General features: G+C 53.9%; 17 protein-coding genes. 8 read left to right on the top strand and 9 right to left on the bottom strand.

Annotated elements, in window-relative coordinates:
- Positions 1-129: 129 nt before the first annotated feature.
- Positions 130-1,293 carry a glutamate 5-kinase gene (gene proB, locus HY36_RS15580; RefSeq protein ID WP_035554745.1) on the top strand — a complete coding sequence of 388 codons (1,164 nt, stop codon included), beginning with the start codon at positions 130-132 and terminating at the stop codon, positions 1,291-1,293.
- Here the strand turns inward: proB and HY36_RS15575 are convergent, their stop codons facing one another.
- The 3 genes from HY36_RS15575 to HY36_RS18470 form a co-directional block, all read right to left on the bottom strand.
- Complete coding sequence (locus tag HY36_RS15575; RefSeq protein ID WP_035554743.1) at positions 1,294-1,770, bottom strand: MarR family winged helix-turn-helix transcriptional regulator; 477 nt, start codon at positions 1,768-1,770, stop codon at positions 1,294-1,296.
- Between the two features lie 69 nt (positions 1,771-1,839).
- Complete coding sequence (locus HY36_RS15570; RefSeq protein ID WP_035554742.1) at positions 1,840-2,061, bottom strand: hypothetical protein; 222 nt, start codon at positions 2,059-2,061, stop codon at positions 1,840-1,842.
- A 332-nt stretch (positions 2,062-2,393) separates the two neighbouring features.
- Positions 2,394-2,606 (bottom strand): hypothetical protein, encoded by a 213-nt coding sequence (locus HY36_RS18470; RefSeq protein WP_155841991.1) that lies wholly within the window; start codon positions 2,604-2,606, stop codon positions 2,394-2,396.
- Positions 2,607-2,699: 93 nt separating this feature from the next.
- Between HY36_RS18470 and HY36_RS15560 the strand changes: the two genes are divergently transcribed.
- Entirely contained in the window at positions 2,700-3,488 is a 789-nt protein-coding gene (locus HY36_RS15560; protein WP_035554740.1) for a GntR family transcriptional regulator, read from the top strand.
- A gap of 159 nt (positions 3,489-3,647) precedes the next feature.
- On the top strand, positions 3,648-4,073 hold the full coding sequence (locus HY36_RS15555; RefSeq protein ID WP_155841989.1) for a hypothetical protein: 426 nt from the start codon (positions 3,648-3,650) through the stop codon (positions 4,071-4,073).
- Between the two features lie 11 nt (positions 4,074-4,084).
- Here the strand turns inward: HY36_RS15555 and HY36_RS15550 are convergent, their stop codons facing one another.
- The 3 genes from HY36_RS15550 to HY36_RS15540 are packed head-to-tail and all read right to left on the bottom strand — an operon-like array spanning position 4,085 to position 8,688.
- Complete coding sequence (locus HY36_RS15550; protein ID WP_035554738.1) at positions 4,085-5,431, bottom strand: efflux transporter outer membrane subunit; 1,347 nt, start codon at positions 5,429-5,431, stop codon at positions 4,085-4,087.
- A gap of 2 nt (positions 5,432-5,433) precedes the next feature.
- Positions 5,434-7,371 carry a MacB family efflux pump subunit gene (locus tag HY36_RS15545; protein ID WP_035554737.1) on the bottom strand — a complete coding sequence of 646 codons (1,938 nt, stop codon included), beginning with the start codon at positions 7,369-7,371 and terminating at the stop codon, positions 5,434-5,436.
- Between the two features lie 12 nt (positions 7,372-7,383).
- Complete coding sequence (locus tag HY36_RS15540) at positions 7,384-8,688, bottom strand: efflux RND transporter periplasmic adaptor subunit (protein WP_035554734.1); 1,305 nt, start codon at positions 8,686-8,688, stop codon at positions 7,384-7,386.
- Positions 8,689-9,107: 419 nt separating this feature from the next.
- On the opposite strand from HY36_RS15540, the gene HY36_RS15535 reads away from it, so the two are divergent.
- Positions 9,108-12,542, top strand: a complete 3,435-nt coding sequence (locus HY36_RS15535; RefSeq protein ID WP_162176015.1) for an autotransporter outer membrane beta-barrel domain-containing protein — start codon at positions 9,108-9,110, stop codon at positions 12,540-12,542.
- Between the two features lie 42 nt (positions 12,543-12,584).
- Positions 12,585-15,185 carry an outer membrane protein assembly factor BamA gene (gene bamA, locus HY36_RS15530; protein ID WP_035554730.1) on the top strand — a complete coding sequence of 867 codons (2,601 nt, stop codon included), beginning with the start codon at positions 12,585-12,587 and terminating at the stop codon, positions 15,183-15,185.
- 9 nt (positions 15,186-15,194) lie between these two features.
- Here the strand turns inward: bamA and HY36_RS15525 are convergent, their stop codons facing one another.
- Together HY36_RS15525 and HY36_RS15520 are read right to left on the bottom strand one after the other, a co-directional pair.
- Positions 15,195-16,607, bottom strand: a complete 1,413-nt coding sequence (locus tag HY36_RS15525) for a HAMP domain-containing sensor histidine kinase (RefSeq protein ID WP_051602872.1) — start codon at positions 16,605-16,607, stop codon at positions 15,195-15,197.
- Positions 16,607-17,554, bottom strand: a complete 948-nt coding sequence (locus HY36_RS15520; RefSeq protein WP_206741217.1) for a response regulator — start codon at positions 17,552-17,554, stop codon at positions 16,607-16,609. The genes HY36_RS15525 and HY36_RS15520 overlap by 1 nt, the downstream gene beginning before the upstream one ends.
- A gap of 63 nt (positions 17,555-17,617) precedes the next feature.
- Between HY36_RS15520 and HY36_RS18910 the strand changes: the two genes are divergently transcribed.
- Positions 17,618-18,406 carry a hypothetical protein gene (locus HY36_RS18910; RefSeq protein WP_155841987.1) on the top strand — a complete coding sequence of 263 codons (789 nt, stop codon included), beginning with the start codon at positions 17,618-17,620 and terminating at the stop codon, positions 18,404-18,406.
- 2 nt (positions 18,407-18,408) lie between these two features.
- A complete protein-coding gene (locus HY36_RS18905; RefSeq protein WP_081806232.1) occupies positions 18,409-19,092 on the top strand; it encodes a hypothetical protein in 684 nt (227 codons plus the stop codon).
- A 24-nt stretch (positions 19,093-19,116) separates the two neighbouring features.
- On the opposite strand, the gene HY36_RS15515 is transcribed toward HY36_RS18905, so the two are convergent.
- Entirely contained in the window at positions 19,117-19,722 is a 606-nt protein-coding gene (locus HY36_RS15515; RefSeq protein WP_035554726.1) for a TetR/AcrR family transcriptional regulator, read from the bottom strand.
- A 115-nt stretch (positions 19,723-19,837) separates the two neighbouring features.
- Here HY36_RS15515 and HY36_RS15510 point away from each other — a divergent pair, with 115 nt between their 5' ends.
- Positions 19,838-21,019 (top strand): efflux RND transporter periplasmic adaptor subunit, encoded by a 1,182-nt coding sequence (locus tag HY36_RS15510; RefSeq protein WP_035554724.1) that lies wholly within the window; start codon positions 19,838-19,840, stop codon positions 21,017-21,019.
- The last annotated feature ends 12 nt before the right edge of the window (positions 21,020-21,031 follow it).

Raw genomic sequence — 21,031 nt, 5'->3', positions numbered from 1 at the left:
AATTATGTCGTGTCTTTACCCTTGGTATCGACCCTATGAAGAAACTCTCAAGGTCTTTTGTAAGCTAATTATTTGCATCGTAACCCAAACCTACTTATGTCCGCCCCTAAGCAACTACCGGAGCCAAATTTGTCTTCCAATAAACGCATCGTCGTGAAAATCGGATCAAGCCTTCTAGCCAATCCAGACCTTCTCACACCGCGCTGGGCATTCATGCAACGGCTATTAGAAGACGTCACTAAATTACGGAACGACGGATATGAAGTCGTTCTTTGTTCTTCAGGCGCCGTTGCGCTGGGCCTGAACATGCTGAACGAGACTCCCGAGACTGCGGGTCTGCGCGACAAGCAGGCCGCCGCCGCATGCGGGATGCCGCTTCTGTTGAATGCGTACAAGCAGGTCGCCCATGAATTTGGATTCGATATCGCGCAGGTTCTTGTAACTCTGCAGGATATGGAAGAACGCAAGCGCTTCCTGAACACCAAGAATACGGTTCACCGCCTTCTACAAGGCGAAATCCTGCCGATCGTGAACGAGAACGACTCGATCACGACCGAGGAAATTCGCGTCGGAGACAATGACCGCCTCGCGGCGAAAGTTGCACAGATGATCCAGGCCGACCATCTGGTGATCCTGACCTGCATCGACGGCCTCTATGACCGCAACCCGGAAGAACCCGGCGCAAAGCTGGTCGAGGAAGTCCACGATGTCAGCGAATACATCGCAGTCACTGAAGGCACGAGCAGCCTCGGAAGCGGTGGCATGCTCACGAAAATGCAAGCGGCCAACATGGCCCAGAATGCAGGCTGCACGACCCTGATCGCCAATGGAGAACACGAAGCGCCGGTATCGTCGGTGTTGTTCAACGAACGCCCGCATACGAAATGCCTCGCCCACACAAAGCCCGCATCTGCCTGGGCAACCTGGCTGACAGATCGGCTTCAGATCGCGGGCAGTATCGTTATCCGCGATGAACTCGCCAACAGCCTGTCGCACAGCCCCGAGCACGTCCTGCATGAGGACATCATCTCGATTCAGGGCCAGTATCTGAAAGGCGACGTCATCCACGTATATGACGAAAAAGGCGATGAGATCGCACGCGGAATGACCAATTTCTCTTCAGAGGAAACCATGGTCCTCGCCCGACACCCGGAAATTTCTCCGAAGGAACTGCTCGGCTACCAAACCGGTGGCACGGTTATCAGCCGCGAGAATTTGATCGTTCTGGAAGATCGCCACCTGCTCTGGGACAAGCCGGATCAGGAGACGATGGTTGAAGTCGCTGAGACCTGATCAGTCTTCGCGGCGCAGATCGCCCACATCCAAAATCGGTGCTGCATCGAGACTTCCGGCATTCATCATCGCCGCCAGTCTCTGAACTGATGAGATGAGCAGGCTCTGCTCCCACAGCTCCAGTGAATCGAAGCGCTTGAGGAACCCTTCCTGAAGCGCTTCCGGCGCATCTTCGAGACTGTCTCGCCCTGCGTCAGTGATGACGATATCGACTGTCCGCCGGTCGGTATCGTTCTTTTGGCGCGCCACCAGTCCCGCAGCCTCAAGACGATCCACAATGGTTGTGATCGTTGCCTGGGAGAGATGAACCTGCCGGGCAATCTCTGACGGCTTGACCGACCCGGCTGCCGACAGAGTTTGAAGTACAAGCAATTGCGGCGCCGTGAGACCGGTGGTCTTCGCCAATCGCTTGGAGTTCAGATCGATCGCCCGCGTGATCTGGCGAATTGCTGTGAGAAGGTCTCTGTGTTGGGCCATGAACTGTTCCTAAAGAGACAGTCCACACGTCGTCAATTGCACGCACTGCGGAGGAAAGTCAGCGCTTCCTCAGGCGTGTGCAGTCTCAACGGTCTCTTCGGCCTCGGTCAGCGCTTCGCCTAAATCACCTTCCTCGGAATATCGATACCGCCCCAGAAACAGAAGTGGAACGGTCGAGCCGAACAAGATGATCCCAGCCGTAGTGAGGGTAAATTGCCAGTCCTTGCCAAGAAGCAGACCGGTCTCCCACTCCACCAGCTTGATACCGTTGCCGGTGGCCAAATTTGTCATGATGCCAGGGCCAAGGCTGGACCACCAGAGCCAAGCACTTCAGTCGGAGCCGGCACTAACTCAAATAACGGACCACTTTGCTGGAGGCAGACCATTTCCAGATACTTGTCCCAGACATCGAAAGGAGAAGGCGAAAACATCGAGATGAGTCGCCGGTATCTCAGTACGAGTTCGCCAAATGGCGAGAAGATGATACATCCCTGAAAATACAAATCCGGGAACCTCGGATCGGTCTCATAATGGTTCCCTGCGAGGTAAATGCCATTGTCTGCGGCCGCTTTGGCAAGCGCCTCGTATTCTGGTCCATCAGGTGCCAAGGCCGCTTTCGCGATTCACTCCGGTGCAGTCTCGCCCCACGGAAACCCGGTTAGACTGTACTCCGGCAAAACGACAAGTTTGGTATCTGCCCCAAGAAACCATTTTGAGTTGGCAATCTTGGCAGAAATTTCATCAATTTTTCCGAGTATTGACTTGCGTGCATCACTTGCTGTCAGACTGTTGACGGCGTGACATGCGATCTGGAGCGCTAAAGCAGAATAAGCCATTCGATTGGTATACCTTTTAGGGTTTGCCGTTCGATGTCTGATATGAGGTGCAATGAGTCAACCTCGGTACGATGGAAAAGTGGACGGGATAAAATGAGAGAAGACGCGCAATTGGCTCTATCGGCGAAAGACCTGGATGAGAACTCCAGCGTACCGCTTTACCAGCAGATCTACTCCAAGATCCGACACGCAATCGTATCGGGTGAAGTCGCACCGCAGTCTCGCCTGCCCGCTGAACAAGAGCTTGTTCAACGCCTTGGAGTTTCACGCATCACCGTAAAGCGCGCCTTCAATGAGCTTGCTATTGCGGGCCTGGTGCGCCGCTATCGAGGCCGCGGCACCGTGGTCACGTATGACTCGTCCACGCCTACCGTCAAAGGCAGTTTTGAGAACTTGATCGATGGCCTGAAACGCATGGGTCTCGAAACAGAGGTTCAATTGCTGGACACCGAAATCGTCAGCCCGAGCCCGGCCATAGCAGAAGCCTTGAAGCTGGGGCGCGGCGCCAGCGTTCAGCGAATTGTGCGACTGCGCCGGCTTGCTGAAGAGCCATTCTCTTATCTGGTAACCTACGTTCCAGAAGACATTGCCGAGACCTACACCGAGGACGATTTGGCAACAGCGAGCTTGATCGCACTCCTGGAGAAGGCTGGGCACCGCCCCTGTGAAGCCACACAAACAATCACGGCAGTCCCCGCTGAGCCTGCGGTTGCGGCAGTTCTTGGTGTCACAACTGGATCTCCGCTGTTGAGAATTCACCGCATCATGCAGGATGAGACCGGCCGCCCCATTCAGGACATTACCGCCACCTATCGGGCGGACCGTTTCCAATACGAAATGCGCCTCACGCGTGAGAAGAATGCAGACTGGACCGCTGAGTAAGTCACGCCTTCCCTGCCGAAGATGACGCACATTTGTCCGGTCAAATCCACTTGACCAGGATTGGCCTGCCCCAAAATTTATCTATTCGGAAACCACACCGGCTCTAAAGTGATCTCGGCGATGACGATGGCGCAGCCAGAGCGTGTCGGAAGCCTTGTCATGATCTCAGCGACTATTCTGACCCCAGATGAACACAAAATGTTCAACGACTATTTCCAGCCCGTTCCGCTGGATGATGCAGGCACCCGTTTCAGCACCATGTGGGAACGCATCGTAGAGCGCCGTGGTCCTGGCGCGACTATGGAAATGATGGCGCGCTCATTCGCCATGAATCTCTTGGGCGGGGAAGCATACGAATGGGGCCATCACGCTGCATTCGCCTGGTGGAAAGAGGAAGAGCACGCCCTTCAGACTCTCCCGCACAGAATTACCATTCTAAATCCCAACGACGATTTGACTGAATGCACACGCAGAGCCGCCCCAATGCTGAGGAACGGGAAGATAATTGAATTGCCTGAATGGGGCTATAATTTCATGGATGTGTGGCCGGAAGAGTCAGCACAATTGGTGCTCTCCAATCTATAGACTCACTCCACCTAGTAGCTCCCACCAAGCGCCACGTACAAATCGATAGAAGCTGCCAGACGATCTCGACGCGCTTCCAGCGCATCTTGAGTTGAGGCGTAGTAAGATTGCTGCGCAGACAAGAGACTGGTCAGGTCGTCCGCTCCCACACGGTACCTGAGCTCGGCAGAATCAAGCGCATTGCGACTAGCGGACAATGCGATTTGTACCTCCTCTTCTCGAAGCGCACTCGTGTTGATCGAGGACAAGGCCACATCGACCTCTCGTAGTGAAGTTAGGATTGCCTGCTCATAATTGGCCAGAAGTGCTGCGCGACGTGCTTTCGCGCTTTCAAGCTGCGCCTTCAGCGAGCCGCCTGAGAAAATCGTCTGAGACAGGGCAGCGGACAAGCTTGCCGTTGGATCTGACAAGGACGTCAGCACCGTACTGACCCCCGCCCCCAGGTCGATGCTGGGCAACATGGCTGCTCTCGCCGCAACAACATCAGCCTGCCCTGCTCTCAAGTTTGCTTCAGCCTGAAGCAAGTCTGGACGGCGCGTAAGCAGGTCAGAGGGCAACCCGGCATCTGCCACGGGTAGCCTCGTCTCATACAGGTCGACACTATCGATCTCGAAACCCTGAGGCGTTTCGCCCACCAGGATAGCAATAGCGGTTTCAATCGAAAGGATTTGCTGTTCAATTTGTGGGATTTGCGACCTCGCATTAGCCAACGTCGCCTTCTGACTGGCCAGATCAAAACCGGAGATCTCGCCTGCCTCGTAGCGGACTTCAACAATATCAAATATGCGTTCCGCAATATTGAGGTTCTCTTTCGCTACCTCAAGCTGCTTACGTGCGACTTGCAAGTCAAAATAGTTCGTAGCCAGATCGGCCAGAATACTCAGTTCCAGCGCGCGCTGGGAGTATTCAGCAGACTCGAGACTGGCGCGAGCCGCATCCTGCGAAGCTTTGACTTCCCCAAACAAATCCAGCTCATAGCTCGCCGAGAGACGGGCGCTTCTCGAAATTTCGTCAAGACCGGCGTCTGAGCTCACAGAGGTGCTGGCACTACCCGAAATCGACGGCAGAGACTTCGCATCAGCGACTGTGACAGCGGCGCGAGCGGACACAACATTCGCAATTCCCGCTTCGAGAGATCGGTTCTGATCCAGCGCTGCCGTAACCAGTGCATTGAGTGCCTCGTCCCCAAAATTGGTCCACCAAGGACCGAGTTCCGGCAAATTCTCGCTTGTTTGAACATTTGTATCATACGCACCCGGCAAGATGACTTCCGACGAAGATGTCGTGGACTCGTGGACGCTCGCACACCCCGCTATTGCGAGCGCAAGGCTGAGGGAAACGCTGGAAATCTTGGTCATAGTTACTCCGCCGAAAGAGCCCGCACCGGGTCAAGGCGCGAAGCATTGCGCGCCGGCAAGAAGCCGAAAACAAACCCAGTCAGGAAAGCTGTAGAAAAGGCGAGAATTGCCGGAAGCGGCGTGATCGCAATAGACGTACCGAGGTTCACCAGTATCGCACAAATACCAAATCCAGAGAGGATGCCAATCATCCCACCAAGGGCACAGACAACGACCGCCTCAACAATAAACTGCACCAGGATGTCAGACCGCCGCGCACCTGTAGCCATACGCACACCAATTTCCCGCGTGCGTTCAGATACACTGACCAACATGATATTCATCACACCGATCCCCCCGACGAGGAGAGATATTGACGCTACCGCACCGAGAAGCATGGAGAAGGAGTTTTGTGTTTGCTGAACCGATTCCAGAATTGAGGCCGTGTTCCGTATTCGAAAATCCTCAGTTCCATGCCGATCCAGCAATAGTGTGTTGGCTTCGCTCTCTGTCGTAGAGATAACATCAGTATCCTCGACTGCAATGGTAATGCTTGAAAGGTACGAACTACCAAAGACCCGCATCATGCCAGTCGTAATTGGGATAAGCGCAATATCGTCCTGATCGCTTCCAAACGAACTCGCGCCTTTTTCTTCCAGAACGCCGGCTATCTCAAAGGGGGCACCAGACAAGAAGACGTATTCGCCTACCGCGTCAGATACATTGTCGAAAAGTTCGCCGGCGGTTGTCGTTCCGAGTACGACAACACCGACTCTCCGATCTACATCCTCCGCCGTGAAGAATGTGCCATACTCAACCCTACGATTATTTGCGAGAAGCCAATCTTCGGAAACGCCTTCAACGGAACCACGATGATCCGCGTTGCCCCTACGCAATGTTGCCGATCCAGATCGCGAAGGAACTGCTGCGATCACATTGTCGAGCTCACCCAAGGCATCCGCATCCTCCAATGTCAGGGTGGCAATCGCATCCCCTCGCATGCGCGCGCCGCGATCACCGCCTGGACGAACAAACAGCAGGTTCGCCCCCATGTCTTCAAACCGCGCCATGACGTCTCTTTGGCTGCCTTGCCCCACAGCCAGCATGGCAACGACGGCAGCCACACCAATCACAACACCCAATAGAGTCAACGCGGTTCGGAAAAGGTTCGCGCGCAAGGACCTGAAGGCCGTCTTGATAGACTCTGTCAGCTGCAGGATAAAGGAAGGGGACGTCCTTGCAGTGCGATGCTCAAAACATGGTTTCGATCTCGGAACTGCTCCCGAGTCTGCAATGATTTTTCCATCCCGAATTTCGATGGTTCGATCAGCGCGCGCCGCCACCTTCTGATCGTGTGTAATCAGAATGACCGTGCGACCGGATTGATGGAGGCCCTCCAGCAGTTCCAGCAGCTCTCTACTTGTACCAGAATCAAGCGCCCCTGTAGGTTCATCTGCAAGGATCACTTCAGCATCATTCATGAGGGCGCGTGCAACTGCTACACGTTGTTGCTGACCGCCCGACAATTGACCAGGCCTGCTTTTCTCTTGTCCGTTCAGCCCAAGGCGCGCAAGCAGTTCTCGCGCCCGTGTCTTTCGTTCCGACTGGCGCACCCCGGCATACACAGCCGGAATCTCCACATTTTCCAGTGCACTGACATTTGCGAGTAGATTATAGCGCTGGAAGACAAAACCAAACGTCCGACGGCGCAGTGATGCCAAGCCATCCGCGTCCATTTTGGATACATCCTGACCGTGGATGCGATAGGTACCAGCGGTCGGGCGATCCAGGCACCCCAGCAGATTCATCAATGTCGACTTGCCCGAACCGGACTGTCCGACAATTGCAACGAATTCACCTTCGGTAATGGTAAGGTCCACACCATCCAAAGCCCGGACTTCTGCACTGTCCTTGCCGTAGACGCGCGTAATGCTCTGCAGCTGCAGTAAAGGTTCTGACATCTCGATTGTTCCTTACGCCGGAGGCGGAGGGCCCATTGGTGGACGACGGTCATTGTCTCGCCGTTCAGAGGTTTGTCCTGGACGCAATTCCACCTGCCCCGTAACGACTTCGTCCCCCTCGGAAAGGCCAAAGAGAATTTCCGCTCTACTCCGCGTCTGAAGTCCGACAAGAACAGGCTGAGGCACTGCTTCGCCATCAGCGTTCAGCTTCAGCACCATTCCCATTGTGGCGTCAGGGTATTGTGCACGCGCCTCACGTAGGGCCTCACTACGCCCACCTCTTTCACTTCGATCTGGCGAGATCGCTCCAACGGGACGCTCTTGCCGGGAGCGGCTGCCCCCTTCCGGACGCTCGGGACGGCTCTGCAAGGCAGCGACCGGGATCAGCACAGCATCGTCAGCACGGCCCTGCACGAAGAAAACCTGCGTGGTCATGCTGCTTCGCAAAATCCCGTCCGGATTCCGCACATCAAGCAGTGCCTTGTATAGAACTACGTCGTTGACGACTTCTGGCGTCGGCAGGATCTGCCTGACTTCAGTCTCCCATTTTCGATCCGTATCGCCCAATGTGGTGAACCAAGCCGCCTGTCCCTTTTGAACACTCAGCACGTCGGCTTCTGAAACATCAGCCTCGATCGTCATGATCGAAAGGTCTGCAATGGTCATGACAACGGGAGCTGTCTGATTTGCATTCAGCGTCTGCCCTTCGGACGCACTTAGCGATACGACCGTGCCAGCAATGGGAGCATAGATCTTCGTGTAATTAAGATTCGCCTCGTCTGCCTTCAGACTGGAAGTCTGTTGCGCAATTTGAGCGTCAATTGAATCCAGCTTGCCTTCGGCGATTTCCAGTTCAGATTGCGTGGCTTCGTAATCAGCTTTCGCGATCGCATCCGCCTCCCAAAGCATGGCCGCGCGCTCTGCCTCGGCACGAGCAAGGTTTAGCGACGCGACCTGTTGGCGGCGCGATGCTTTCAAGGAGTCCAGCTGGGAGCGCTGGGCTTCTACCGTATTCTCCGCAATGGTTGCATCAATCTGGGCCAGTAATTGCCCGGCTTCAACTTCGTCACCGACATCGACAAATAATTCCTGGAGCTGTCCCGACACCTGAGCGCCCACCTCTACGGTTTCCTTTGGAGTGAGAGTTCCGGCGGCCGAAATCGTTACCTCAAGATCGCCCAAAGTCGCCACAGACGTTTCATAAGTCGGCGCTGTCGAACTGGCGATGTTAGATTTGGCAAACCAAATACCCCCCGCCGCAACCAACAAAATCGCTACGGTTATTGTCCAGCGGGCTCGTTTCCCGAATAATTTCATTCTAGTCTCTTTTCAGCAATTCTGGCTGCGAATGTCACTCACGGTGTTAAACGGACCAGTTTGAAGAATCCGTCGCGACTGTCTGACATTTTTGCGCAACCTGATTCACACGCCTGTTGTCGTGGATCACCACACCCATGTTGCAGGAATGTTGCCGAGCCATGACAACGGCGCAACTGCACGCCGTGCGACACCAGGCGCCCAGACTTTGTGTCAGGCTGACATACTCTCGCTGACACGCGGCACAATTTGGCAAAGTTCAGACAAAACGCTCCCGTAACGCACATGGATCGGTCGACGTGGAGCGCGCATACATGAACTATTTTTCATTAAATAACAATTGTTTAAGTTTGTTCGCGCCACGCCATCGCGCAAATCTTTCGAAAGATATGACACGTGGGCTGATTATCACACTTCTCATGTCGACAGCCCTCCCTGCCTGGGCTGTCGAAATCGACGATAGCACGACCACGCCTGTACAGACTTCCACGGCCAATAATGGCTCAGCCGATGATGTGGAAGTCACCGAAGATGGTGAAATTGACCTTACTGAACAGCCTGGCACGACCGCTATCACAGTAGATTCTAACAACTCCGTCACCAATGAGGGAGAAATTGTCGCCGAAGACACTGACAATGTAACAGCCATTGCCGTGCAAGCCGACGTTACCGCAGACATCACTCATATCGGTTCGATAGATCTCTACGAAGATTATGATCGTGAAGACGAAGATGACGACGACGATGATGATGGTCCGCTGGCGGTAGGCTCCAATCGTATCGGGATCAACGTCGCATCCGGCGGGACAGTCACCGGAGACATTCTGCTTGATTACGGATCAATTCTCTACATTGAAGGAAATGACTCCGCAGGTGTGATTGTAGGCTCTTCACTTGCTGGCGATTATACGCAGCAAGGAACCATCTCTGTGTTTGGCGACAATGCGCGCGGATTGGCATTTGAGGACGATGTCGATGGCGACGTTCTGATCAGCGGAACCATCACCGCTCAGGGACAGAACGCCTCGGCTCTGGAGTTTGAAGGAGACGTCAGCGGGAACGTCACTATCGAAAGCACGATCAGCTCTACAGGATTCACCAGCACGAGTGCTACAAACTATGTCGCCCCTATCTACGTCGACGACGACACGGAGGCCGTGGAAGACCGGCTTGACGAAGATGACCTGTATGACAACGCCACTGCCGTGCGGATCACCGGAAGCCTCGGTCATGGATTGCTGATAAATGGGGCTGTGGACGACTTCACCTCCGAAGAGGACGAAGACGACGAGACAAAGGACGCAATCGACGATTTCGATGAAAATCGAACTGCAGGCCGCATATACAGCTACGGCTCTGCACCAGCGCTGAGTATTCAGGCCGACTCTGATGAGGCACTCGTCTTGTCGGGCGTTGTAGAAACTGTTCGCGACACGACCGATGACGACGACGATGACGACTTGGATGAAATCCTCGTAACATTTTCATATGACCAGGGACTGATAAATCGCGGAACAATTTATGCGACCGGCCAGAACATCGGCTTCGATGCGACCGCTCTATCCATCGACGGGTCGAACGATGAGACCGGCACTGTCTCCATCGAAGGAGGCATTCTTAACACCGGGTCGATTCAGGCAACGGCCTATGAGGCATCCTCGACCGCCCTTTTACTAGGCAGCGGCACGTCAATTGGATCGCTGGAAAACTCCGGATCCATCAGCTCCACAATCTACACGCTCACGAACGATGTGGCCAATGGGCTGGTCATCTCGGACGGAAGCGAGCTCGAAACCATCGTGAACTCCGGCACGATTTCTGCTTCCTCCAATGGATATGGTGGACAGGTCACAGCCATTCTGGATGAAAGCGACACTCTGCGTTCCATCACCAATACGGGCGTAATATCAGGGATATTGATCTCTGATGGGCGGGAAGATGATGAGACCGGCTCACAAATTGCGATTGACCTGTCTTCCCCAAATGGTGGCGCCACAATCCGGCAGTATCAGGAAACGCCGACTGAAGATGTGAACGGCGACGACGAGATCGATGAAGACGATGTAACAGAGCCAACCATTTACGGCGATGTGCTCTTCGGTAGCGGCGACGATGTTCTCGAAATTCTGGACGGTGGTGTCGCAGGAGACATTTACTTTGGTGAAGGCTCTGCAAACTTTGTTCTGTCAAACTCCGAATTTGTTGGGGACACCTATTTCGATGGCACAACGCTGAGCCTCAGTATTGAAAATTCCGAAGTTGAAGGTGACGTCGATTTTGGCACCGCATCCGGAACATTGAATTTTCTGTCGTCCACACTGTTTAGCGGAAATCTGACTACCCGTGCTTATGGCCTCAACGCCTCAATCTCCGAGTCTGAAATTATACTCTTGGAAGACACTTCCTTGAGCCTTGCAACACTCGCCGTGACTGGGTCTTCAATTCTTGATTTCGAGATTGATCCACAAAATCTCAAGACAACTCCCTTCATTTCTGTATCCGGCACCGCATCCATTGGCAGCGACACGACGATCCGTCCCACGCTAACGTCGTTCATTGATGATGACTTCCAAGTGGACTTGATTGAAGCTGGCTTTCTATCATTCGATGAAGAATCCGCTGAACTCGCGACAGACAATGTTCCGTGGATCTACAACGTCTCGCTTCAGACTGAGAGCTCTGAGACAGATATGCTCAGCCTCGATTTCAAACTAAAATCGGCTGAGGAACTGCAACTTGATAGCAATCAGTCGAACGCCTTAGGCGCCGTACTAGAAGTTGCGATGGATGATGATGATTTCGGCTCGGCCGTAACACAGTTGTATACGGAGCATAATTTCCAGGAAGCCTACAATCTGTTGCTTCCACAGCGGACTGACGCTGCAACACGATACCTGGAATCTCAGTCCAATGCAGCGTTCGGCGCCCTGAGTGACCATCTGGAGTTCGCCCGCGCATCCAGCGAATCTGGCAACGGCGCCTGGGTACAGGAGACCTATTCTCATGTGAGCTATGACGGATCAAACGATGGCCCTGGCTATGATGGTCGGGGCCTGGGCCTCGCGCTCGGTTATGACCACTCAATCTTCGGCATTGATGCAATCGGCATCATGGGCACCATGACGGACGGCAAATTCGAAGAAAAGACGGGCGGCTCCAATCCTGTCACGATGAAAAGTCTTGGTATAGGCCTCTACGCCACCGAACAGTTGGGTCCTATCAATCTGCAAGCGGTTGGGCAGATTGCGAAGGTCGATCACTCTAGCTATCGAGAAATCAACCTTGAAGACTACACCTCCGAAGTCAGCGGGACATGGGACGGTCAGACATTAGCTGCATCGGCTGTCGCCTCTACAGAGTTTGGGGCCGGACCCTTCCGAATATCGCCTTCCATCGGCCTGGACTATTTCAAACTGGATCAAGATAGTTATTCGGAAACAGCTTCCAATGGGCTAAACTTGTGGATCAGCGACGCGACCACTGACAAGGTTACAGCAGATGCTGGGCTGAGCTTCGTCTATGTATGGCGGGGCGGCGGCGATCCTAACCGCACCGGTCCGGCCTACTCCAGTTACACGAAATCAAACCGTGACCGCCCACTTGTTCGGGCGGGACTTGATATCGGGTATCGGTCAACACTCTCCACAACACCCTATGAAGTCGAAGCCGGCTTCGTTGGCTACGAACAATCCTTCGCCCTGAAAGCCACCGAGGAATTCAGTGACGCCGCAACACTGGGGCTCTCATTACTTGCGGGTTCGGATCTTCTGAAAATTAGATTTGGCATTGATGGCGAGCTTTCAACCGACGCAACCGCCGTGACAGCCAATGCTGCCGTCAAACTTCGCTTTTAGTCGCGCCGACTATCCAAATTCCTTGCTCAAGGACGCAAAATCATGAGCCGTAAAACCAAAACCCTAGCGATCTCATTGCTGCTTTCATCAGCAGCTGTCAGCCCGATCCAACTTCCTGCTCTGGCACAGGCAGAAATCTTTGAAAATACTGGCACGATCGAACGCATTATCGTTAATGGCAACCAACGGATCGAAGATCGAACTGTTCTGTCATACATTCTCGTCGAGCCCGGCTCCAGTTTTGATGCAAACCGTATCGATCTATCCTTGAAATCGCTCTTCGCGACCGGACTTTTCGCGGATGCGAAGTTCGACCGCGTTGGAAATCAGCTGGTTATCACCCTCGTCGAAAATCCAATCGTCAGCCGTGTGATGATTGAAGGAAACAAGGCAATGGCAGAAGACAAGATCCGTGAGGAGATACAGATCGCTCCCCGGGGGGTGTTCACTGCAGCCAGGATGCAGGCTGATGTTCAGCGCATAATGGAACTCTACCGGCAATCCGGCAGATTTGCCGCCAAGGTTACACCAGAGTATGTGCCTTTGGACCAAAACCGCGTGGATGTCATATTCTCGATCACCGAAGGGCCGGTATCGGGCGTGCGCGCGATCAACTTCCTTGGCAATGAGGAATACTCCGACAATAGACTTCGCAAGGAGATCGTAACGCGTCAATCGCGGTGGTGGCAGTTCTTTTCTTCCACCGACAATTACGACCCTGGACGGATGGAATACGATCGCGATCTCTTGCGACAGTTCTATCAGAACAAGGGATACTATGATTTCCGTGTAGAATCCGCCGTCGCGGAACTTACACCGGATCAGAAAGATTTCTACATCACCTATACGATTGATGAGGGTGAGATCTATCGTTTTGGAGAGGTCAGCGTAGAAACCGAATTGGAGAAGCTCAACACTGACGCCTTGCGCGCATCACTGTCTGCGAAATCGGGAGATCTGTTCAGAGGAGACACAATCGAGCAGTCAATCGACGGCCTCACCTATGTCGCAGGCATCGGAGGCTATGCTTTCATCGACGTACGGCCCGAGATCTCGGCAGATATGGAAACCAAAACAGTGAATGTCACGTTTCATGTCAATGAAGGACCACGTGTCTATATTAATCGGATCAACATCGTCGGAAACACACAAACACTGGATCGCGTCATTCGACGAGAGCTTCGCATCAATGAAGGCGACGCCTTCAACCGGGTTCTGCTCGACAGGTCTCGTAACCGGGTTCGAGCGCTTGGCTACTTCAAGGATGTCGAAGTTACCGAGCTTCCCACTGCAGACCCGGATCAGATTGATGTGGATCTAAAGGTGACAGAACAACCAACTGGCGAGATGAGCTTTTCTGCCGGCTTCTCTTCGTCAGAGTCTTTCCTCGTCGACGTCAGCGTAGCGCAACGCAACGTGCTCGGGCGTGGGCAGTCGGCATCTGCGCGAGTTTCAACGTCTGCGCTACAGCAAATCCTGGACCTGCAGTATACCGAGCCGCGCTTCCTGGATCGCAACATGTCAGCCGGACTTGGCGCATTTGCCACCCGTCTCGACTATTCAGACACTGATCTCGGGGGGTATACGACCGAGTCAATGGGGGTCAGCGCGCAATTGGGCTTTCCCTTGTCAGACCGGCTACAGCTCGGCCTGAAATATACGCTCCAGAATGACAAGATCGATGTCGTCGATCAGAGTATTGTTATTGACGAAGATAGCGGAGAACGACTGACATCAGAATACACAGTCGATGATGGCGGCACACCTGGAGACACTAGCGACGACATCACAGGGGTCACCTATGTGAGCGCCGATGACGTGCCTTTACCAGACGGTTCCCTGATCGTAGATGTTTGTGACGTCCGTTATCTCAATCGATATTCACTCTGCTCTAGTGAACGCTCGGAGATTTCTTCGATTGTTGGATACAACCTGCTGCTCGACATGAAGAACGATCCGCTTGAGCCAACAGGAGGCTTTGACCTTCTGTTCGGACAGGATGTGTCGGGCTTCGGTGGAGATGTGAATTTCATCCGCACCAACGCGTCGATGAATCTTTACCAGGGAATCACTAAAAGTGTCGTCGCCAGCCTGCGATTGTCTGGCGGATACATAGAACCCTATGGGACAAGCGAAGGTAACTCCGAATACGGTCAAACGACGCCGCAGGGCGTTCGCATCAACAATCGCTTTTTCAAAGGTGGAAACAGTTTCCGGGGATTTGACACCGCCGGTCTTGGGCCGCGCATCGTTCAGATCATACAGAACGATGACGGCACAGAAACCGTAAAACGCCTGAATGCACTTGGTGGCAACGCCTTCTACCAAGCCAGCCTTGACCTCTCAATTCCGAACTACCTTCCCGAGGAATATGGCATCAAGACAGGCTTGTTTCTCGAGGCAGGCTCTGTCGGATTGCTCAGTGACGTCGACAAGAGCGATCCAGTTGAGTTTACTGACACTTATGGACGCGACGCCGTCCAATTGATTGAAGACGAGTTATCCCTGCGCGCATCAACAGGATTGAGTGTGTACTGGACATCTCCATTCGGCCCCATTCGGTTCGACTTCAGCCATATCCTGAAAAGTGAAGAGTATGACCGAACTGAATCGTTCCGTTTCAGCACATCAACGCGGTTCTAGATGCAGAGTTCAGGCATCGGCTTTCAGCGGCAGGGCAATCGTCGCCAGCAAGCCCCCTTCTTCCAGGTTCTCAAGACTTATCCGGCCACCATGGGCTTCCACAAGGGTCTTGGCGATATGCAGGCCAAGACCATGCCCCCCGGTTTTCCGATTGCGGGACTCCTCCAGGCGAACAAGAGGCTCAAAGACGCGATCTATGGCGTCCACAGGAATACCGGGGCCAGAGTCTCGAACTTGAATCGTCGCCATGCCTTGACGTTCCGACAGCTCAACAGAAGCACGCTCGCCATAGCGAACGGCATTCTCGATCAGGTTTCTCAACGATCTGGTCAATTCATCTGACCGTCCCATCACAATCGGTCGATGGTCCGTCTCCACAAAAGAAACGGCCAACCCCAGATCGGCCAGATCCTCGACAAGACTGTCTACTAGCGAAAACAAATCCAAAGGCTGAAAAGGCTTACCCGATTGTCCAGCAGTCGCGGCGGCCAGTGCGGCTTCCGTGATACGTTCCAACTCAAACAAGGCCCGCCTCATTCGCTCACGTTCGTTCGCGTCGGCCAACATCTCTACTTTCAACTTCAATGAAGTAATCGGCGTTCGCAAATCATGGCCTATGGCTGCCAGCAATTGTCGTTGACCTGCAACTGTGCTCTCTAACCGGCGCCCCATGCGATTGAAGGCGCGCAAAGACTCTCGCACGTCGTAGGGGCCCTGTTCAGCAAGCGGTTGATGAGTGTAATCAGAGGCGAGTGTATTCGCGGCCTTCGCCATTTGCCGAAGTGGATTGATAGCATTCATGGCTGCCCAGACGCCGATCCCGATCATCAGAACGACCAATACAGCGACGGGCAACAAGCCCGGTCCGGGTCCCTCAAGCTTAATGGGCGTTGTCCGCAAATTGATCCACGTTCCCTCACTAACTTCGATAGACACCATAATGCGCTGCCCCAACCCGAAGTCTCGCTGAGGCTGGGGAGAAGCATCCGCATCTGGAGGACCAGCAGGCCGGCTACCATCTTCCGGAGGACCGAACTCCGTCAACTCGCGGAAATCGCCTGGTCGCCCCATCCTTGGCCCGAAAAAGCGCACTCCAACAGCAACGTTATCAGCCAGACCCAAATGCGCGCGAAGTTCCTCTTCCCTATAACTCGAACCAGGTCGCGCTATTGGATGGTCTCCGACGAAGTAATCATCCACTTTGAGGCGTTTCAATTCCTCAACCGGAAGACTTTGCGGCCAACCCTGTACTTGCAGCTCAGACAATGCCGACTGTGCAACTCGCATAGCTCTACCCGGCAGGTCATCGCGCGATGACATCTGGAACTGGACGATGACGAACACCAAAATGAAGGTTGACAGAACCGCCATGATGACCAGCATGACCATCCGAGCAAGGAGTGTATCAAAGCGATGTAGCATCACAGCTTTTTTACATCCGCTGCAAATACATATCCGCCTCCCCAAACCGTTTGAATAATATCCGGGTTCTTGGGATCTCGTTCTATTTTTTTCCTGAAACGGCTAACCTGGCTGTCGACACTTCGATCAAATACGTCCGCGCCTTCAGCATGCGACAATTCCACAATTCGCTCGCGCGACATGACAATCTGTGGACGCGCGATGAAGATCATCAGAAGCTGGAACTCACCGCTACTCAACGAAACAATCACGCCATCATCACGCGTCAAACAACGTTTTGCCGTGTCGAGCGTCCAACGGTCAAACTCAAAGTAACGCGTCTTTTCGGGTGTCATTTCCCGGTTGTTGCCATTCGAGCGCCGCAGGACTGAACGTACTCGCGCTAACAGTTCGCGGGGATTGAATGGCTTGCACACATAATCATCTGCGCCAACCTCGAGTCCAACGATACGGTCGATCTCATCAGTTCTCGCGCTAATGAACACTATTGGGATAGAAGTAAGACGGACAATTGAACGACACAGACTGATCCCGTCCTCGCCTGGCATCATGACATCGAGCAGAATGAGGTCGGGCTCTTCGGAGTGTATTCCACGGCGCGCGGCCGGCGCGTTCTCCGCTGTCGATACCCGATAGCCATTCTCGGTCAGATAGGCTCGCAAGTCTTCCCGGATGTCACGGTCGTCATCTATCACCAGAATATGCTCTGGGGCGTTAGTGGCTGGATCTGGCATCGCCAGAGTCTCCTGAACAGAAATTTCAATCAGATCATTACAGATAGGATAAACTTGTTGCCAAGTTGTGTCGCGGCTGCAGATGATGGGCTTGATCCTGCATTCGCGGCATAATCGTTCGACGAACGCGCTATCAGATTTTCGATATTTCAAATCCGTAATGCAGTGTTGCGCACTGCCACATCTTGCCATCACTTTTGTCGGAACCGGCATATCCTCTCAACATGGACGGAGCATGTTCTCACCATCAGCTCTGGGGAATTTCCCGGAAGAATAATGATGAGAGATGCCCCAATGCCGAAGTTCACTGCCACGTCGTCTGCAAGGACCAGCTCTTATTCAAGCCCAGTCATAGTAATCATCGCATCAGATAGGACAGTCCCAGTCCGCCCCTTGCTCACCGAACCTCCCTTTGGGTGCAACAATAGATGCGATGAGAGGGAGGTGTCACGCGTCCCCTACGTCTCACCCAGTGACGCCTCCCTCACCTCCCCCTTTACCGGGCGGCACCCGAAACGGACTTCCACCACCAAGCTCGCCGTTTTGGGCATAGGCGCAGCGTTTTTGCTGGCCGCCTGCGCATCATCCTCACGACCAGGGCCTCCCACCGGTCGAGACAAAGATGATCGCGCCCGCCCGGTGCCCTCACAACCAATGTCTGCTCCGCCCATCGCACTCCTGTTTACTGGAATGGACACAAACAAAGATCACATAGTCACACTCTCAGAGGCTCAGCAGGGCACTGAGATGGAGTGGCTGTCAGTATCTGGAGCAAAGAGCGATTATAGGACCGCAATCGAGATGACCCAATGGTCAAGTACAGCACTTGGAAATCCGAACGCCTTACCCAATCCTATAGCATTCGACAGCAATTTGGACGGCCGCATCACCCCGCAGGAGTTCCGAACACGTCTAATCGACATATTCGAAACATTCGATAGGGACCACAACGGACACCTCACCCGCGCAGAGCTTTTGGCAGCTTCCGAAATCACAAATCGGATGGATCAACCGACACCTCAGGGTTCTAACCGCCGCGCACCTCCCCCCCGCGGACGGCAATAGGCATGAGGAATTCGGTACGGCGACAACCATTTGCGCCCGTAGAGGCGGCAAACGCCATCACGCCTTATCCCGCCGACCAATTTCTCGGCCTTGAGCAGAGCCTTGCCAGGCTATGGATCAATTCCGGCCTGATACGATCTGATCTGAAACGGGGTTTCGCAGGCCTTTCAGGAACCGCCACCGGCGCGCCACTTGATCTGAGACTTCAGTTCCTCTCAACCTCAAACAGGCGAGCGCCGCTTGCAAATCATGCGATCTATATCTGGCACGCGGATGCCTCTGGGAAGTACTCTGTATACAACAAACCGGATACAAATTACTTAAGGGGGATCGGCGTTACTGACACGAGTGGACGGGTACGATTTTCAACGGTGTTTCCCGGAACATATCGCGGGCGCATACCCCATATACATTTCGAGGTTTATCGAAACCTCGAAGCGCTTGAAGCAGGCGCTGAACGTATAATCAGGTCGCGGTTGCTCTTTCCGGACCATATCACCCGGGCCGTGTACTCGGGATCCTCGTGCTATGTTGAAAGTCTTGCTTGCTACAAAGAGCTAAATTTTGAACGCCCGGTGACAGAACCTCGGCACGACCGCAGGTCTGTCCAAATGGCCAGCGTTACTTCCTGTGGAGCTGACACGCTACGTGCGAGCATGACCGCCTTCCTTTCGACATCAAAATGAAGACGGCGCAATGCATATTGGACCTCAACCTGAGCAATCGTCCCCTACAAGAATATCTGTGATGATCGGCTTCATCAGCTCAATGAATTGGGAGCGCTCCTGCTCCGGATGGCGCAGATTGCGGGCGGGAATTCCCGCAAACAGGCTAAAGAGCATTTCGGTTCGCATGATGGGCGTCCCAATACCGGCCTTTTCGAGAAGAGCGCAAAACTCCTCCCGAATTTCTCGGTCATATCGCTGCAATATCGCAGCGATCGAAGGATTGCGCTGCGCCTCAGCCAGAATCTCAAAATTCAAAACAGTTCGGAACGGTTCCTGGCTTTTTACAATAGCATCAATGACCAGGGGCGCGATCTGATCACGAATTTCTGCAGCGTTGAGATTCCGAAAGTCTTCCAGCTTGTCCCGCTGCCGCACCAGTTCCCGCTCCACGACGGCTTCGATGAGAGCCTCTTTGGAGGAAAAGTAGTGATAGAGGTGCCCGACGCTTATTCCGCAGGATTTCGCAATGCCCGAAATTCCCGCGCCATGAAATCCACTCTCAACGAACTGTACCTCTGCACAATCGAGGATTTCGGCAATCCTGGCCTCTCTCTTGGCGGCGGTCTTCGAAATCTGAATATCTGTCATGCGTTTATGCACCTAATTTACGTCATGCCCAATCTTGACTTGCTGCACCGCAGCACTAGATAGAGCGCTCATTCTATTTTTATAAGTGAGCCGACCGGCTCGTCAAGGAATCCCCATGAAACCTATAAGAAAAAGTCTTTCGGTTGCAGCCCTTGCCGTTGCGTTACTCGCGACGGCATGTGGTGACAGTGGGGAAACCACCGCGACACCGCAACCTGTCGCCCCCCGAGTTGAGACACTCACCGCGGAACTGACCACCGTTCCAAACGAGGTGGAACTCCCCGGTCGTGCACGCGCATACGCCGAGGCTGAGATTCGGCCGCAAGTTACAGGCATCATCAAGGAACGCCTCTTCAAGGAAGGCGACCTGGTCGAACGCGGACAGGCCCTATATCAAATCGATGCCGCCGAATATGCAGCAGATGTAAGAAGCGCCGAAGCATCCTTGGCCCGCGCGCAAGCATCTTCCAAAGTCGCAAATGAGACGGCTGCGCGTTTCGCTGAGCTCGCAAAGATCAACGCCGTCAGCCAGCAGGAATATGATCAGGCAATGGCCTCAGCCCAGGAAGCGGAGGCAGATATCGCACTCCAAAGAGCAGCTTTGGACCGCGCCCGTATCGACCTTGCCCGTACAAAAATCTCATCTCCGATTGAAGGCCGCATCGGTCGCTCTTCCGTAACGCAGGGCGCGCTCGTCACACAAAACCAGACCGATGCCCTGGCCCGCGTCCTTCAGATTGACCCCATCTATGTGGACCTGACTGTTTCCAGCAACCGGGTACTCAGCGTTCGCCAGCAAATCGCTTCTGGAGAGGTTGCCTCTTCGGAACTCAACATGACGCCAGTGAGCATCATTCTGAATGACGGCTCGATCTACCCGCTTCAAGGTACGCTTGAGTTCAGCGAAGTTAATGTTGATGAGAGTGCAGGCACGATTGCCGTGCGTGCAAATGTACCCAATCCGGATGGCATCCTCCTGCCCGGTATGTTCGTTCGCGCGAAGTTTGTTGCCGGCTCATACGAGAACGTCGTTACTCTCCCACAGTCCGTCGTATCGCGCACGCCGACAGGCCAGGCATCTGTCATGGTACTGAAGGAAGACAACACGGTTGAACAGCGCCTCATCAAGGTTGAGGATTTTGATGGAAAATCCTGGATCGTGCTCGATGGATTGGAAGCGGGTGAAGAAGTCGTCGTCTCAAACCTGCAATCGGTTCAAGCCGGCATGACGGTAAACCCTGTGCGGGCAAATCCTCAGATATCTGCCGCCCGCGAAACCCAAAGCGACTTGAACTAGAAACACCGGATA

The sequence above is a fragment of the Hyphomonas atlantica corrig. genome (assembly GCF_000682715.1).
Lineage (GTDB): Bacteria > Pseudomonadota > Alphaproteobacteria > Caulobacterales > Hyphomonadaceae > Hyphomonas > Hyphomonas atlantica.
This window is presented reverse-complemented; position numbering and strand designations above follow the sequence as displayed.

Excerpts from the sequence above, each read along its gene's own strand:
- HY36_RS15575 (WP_035554743.1), bottom strand. The coding sequence starts at position 1,770 with ATGGCCCAACACAGAGACCTTCTCACAGCAATTCGCCAGATCACGCGG.
- HY36_RS15570 (WP_035554742.1), bottom strand. The coding sequence starts at position 2,061 with ATGACAAATTTGGCCACCGGCAACGGTATCAAGCTGGTGGAGTGGGAG.
- HY36_RS18470 (WP_155841991.1), bottom strand. The coding sequence starts at position 2,606 with ATGGCTTATTCTGCTTTAGCGCTCCAGATCGCATGTCACGCCGTCAAC.
- HY36_RS15560 (WP_035554740.1), top strand. The coding sequence starts at position 2,700 with ATGAGAGAAGACGCGCAATTGGCTCTATCGGCGAAAGACCTGGATGAG.
- HY36_RS15555 (WP_155841989.1), top strand. The coding sequence starts at position 3,648 with ATGATCTCAGCGACTATTCTGACCCCAGATGAACACAAAATGTTCAAC.
- HY36_RS15550 (WP_035554738.1), bottom strand. The coding sequence starts at position 5,431 with ATGACCAAGATTTCCAGCGTTTCCCTCAGCCTTGCGCTCGCAATAGCG.
- HY36_RS15545 (WP_035554737.1), bottom strand. The coding sequence starts at position 7,371 with ATGTCAGAACCTTTACTGCAGCTGCAGAGCATTACGCGCGTCTACGGC.
- HY36_RS15540 (WP_035554734.1), bottom strand. The coding sequence starts at position 8,688 with ATGAAATTATTCGGGAAACGAGCCCGCTGGACAATAACCGTAGCGATT.
- HY36_RS15535 (WP_162176015.1), top strand. The coding sequence starts at position 9,108 with ATGTCGACAGCCCTCCCTGCCTGGGCTGTCGAAATCGACGATAGCACG.
- bamA (WP_035554730.1), top strand. The coding sequence starts at position 12,585 with ATGAGCCGTAAAACCAAAACCCTAGCGATCTCATTGCTGCTTTCATCA.
- HY36_RS15525 (WP_051602872.1), bottom strand. The coding sequence starts at position 16,607 with ATGCTACATCGCTTTGATACACTCCTTGCTCGGATGGTCATGCTGGTC.
- HY36_RS15520 (WP_206741217.1), bottom strand. The coding sequence starts at position 17,554 with ATGCCGGTTCCGACAAAAGTGATGGCAAGATGTGGCAGTGCGCAACAC.
- HY36_RS18910 (WP_155841987.1), top strand. The coding sequence starts at position 17,618 with ATGATGAGAGATGCCCCAATGCCGAAGTTCACTGCCACGTCGTCTGCA.
- HY36_RS18905 (WP_081806232.1), top strand. The coding sequence starts at position 18,409 with ATGAGGAATTCGGTACGGCGACAACCATTTGCGCCCGTAGAGGCGGCA.
- HY36_RS15515 (WP_035554726.1), bottom strand. The coding sequence starts at position 19,722 with ATGACAGATATTCAGATTTCGAAGACCGCCGCCAAGAGAGAGGCCAGG.
- HY36_RS15510 (WP_035554724.1), top strand. The coding sequence starts at position 19,838 with ATGAAACCTATAAGAAAAAGTCTTTCGGTTGCAGCCCTTGCCGTTGCG.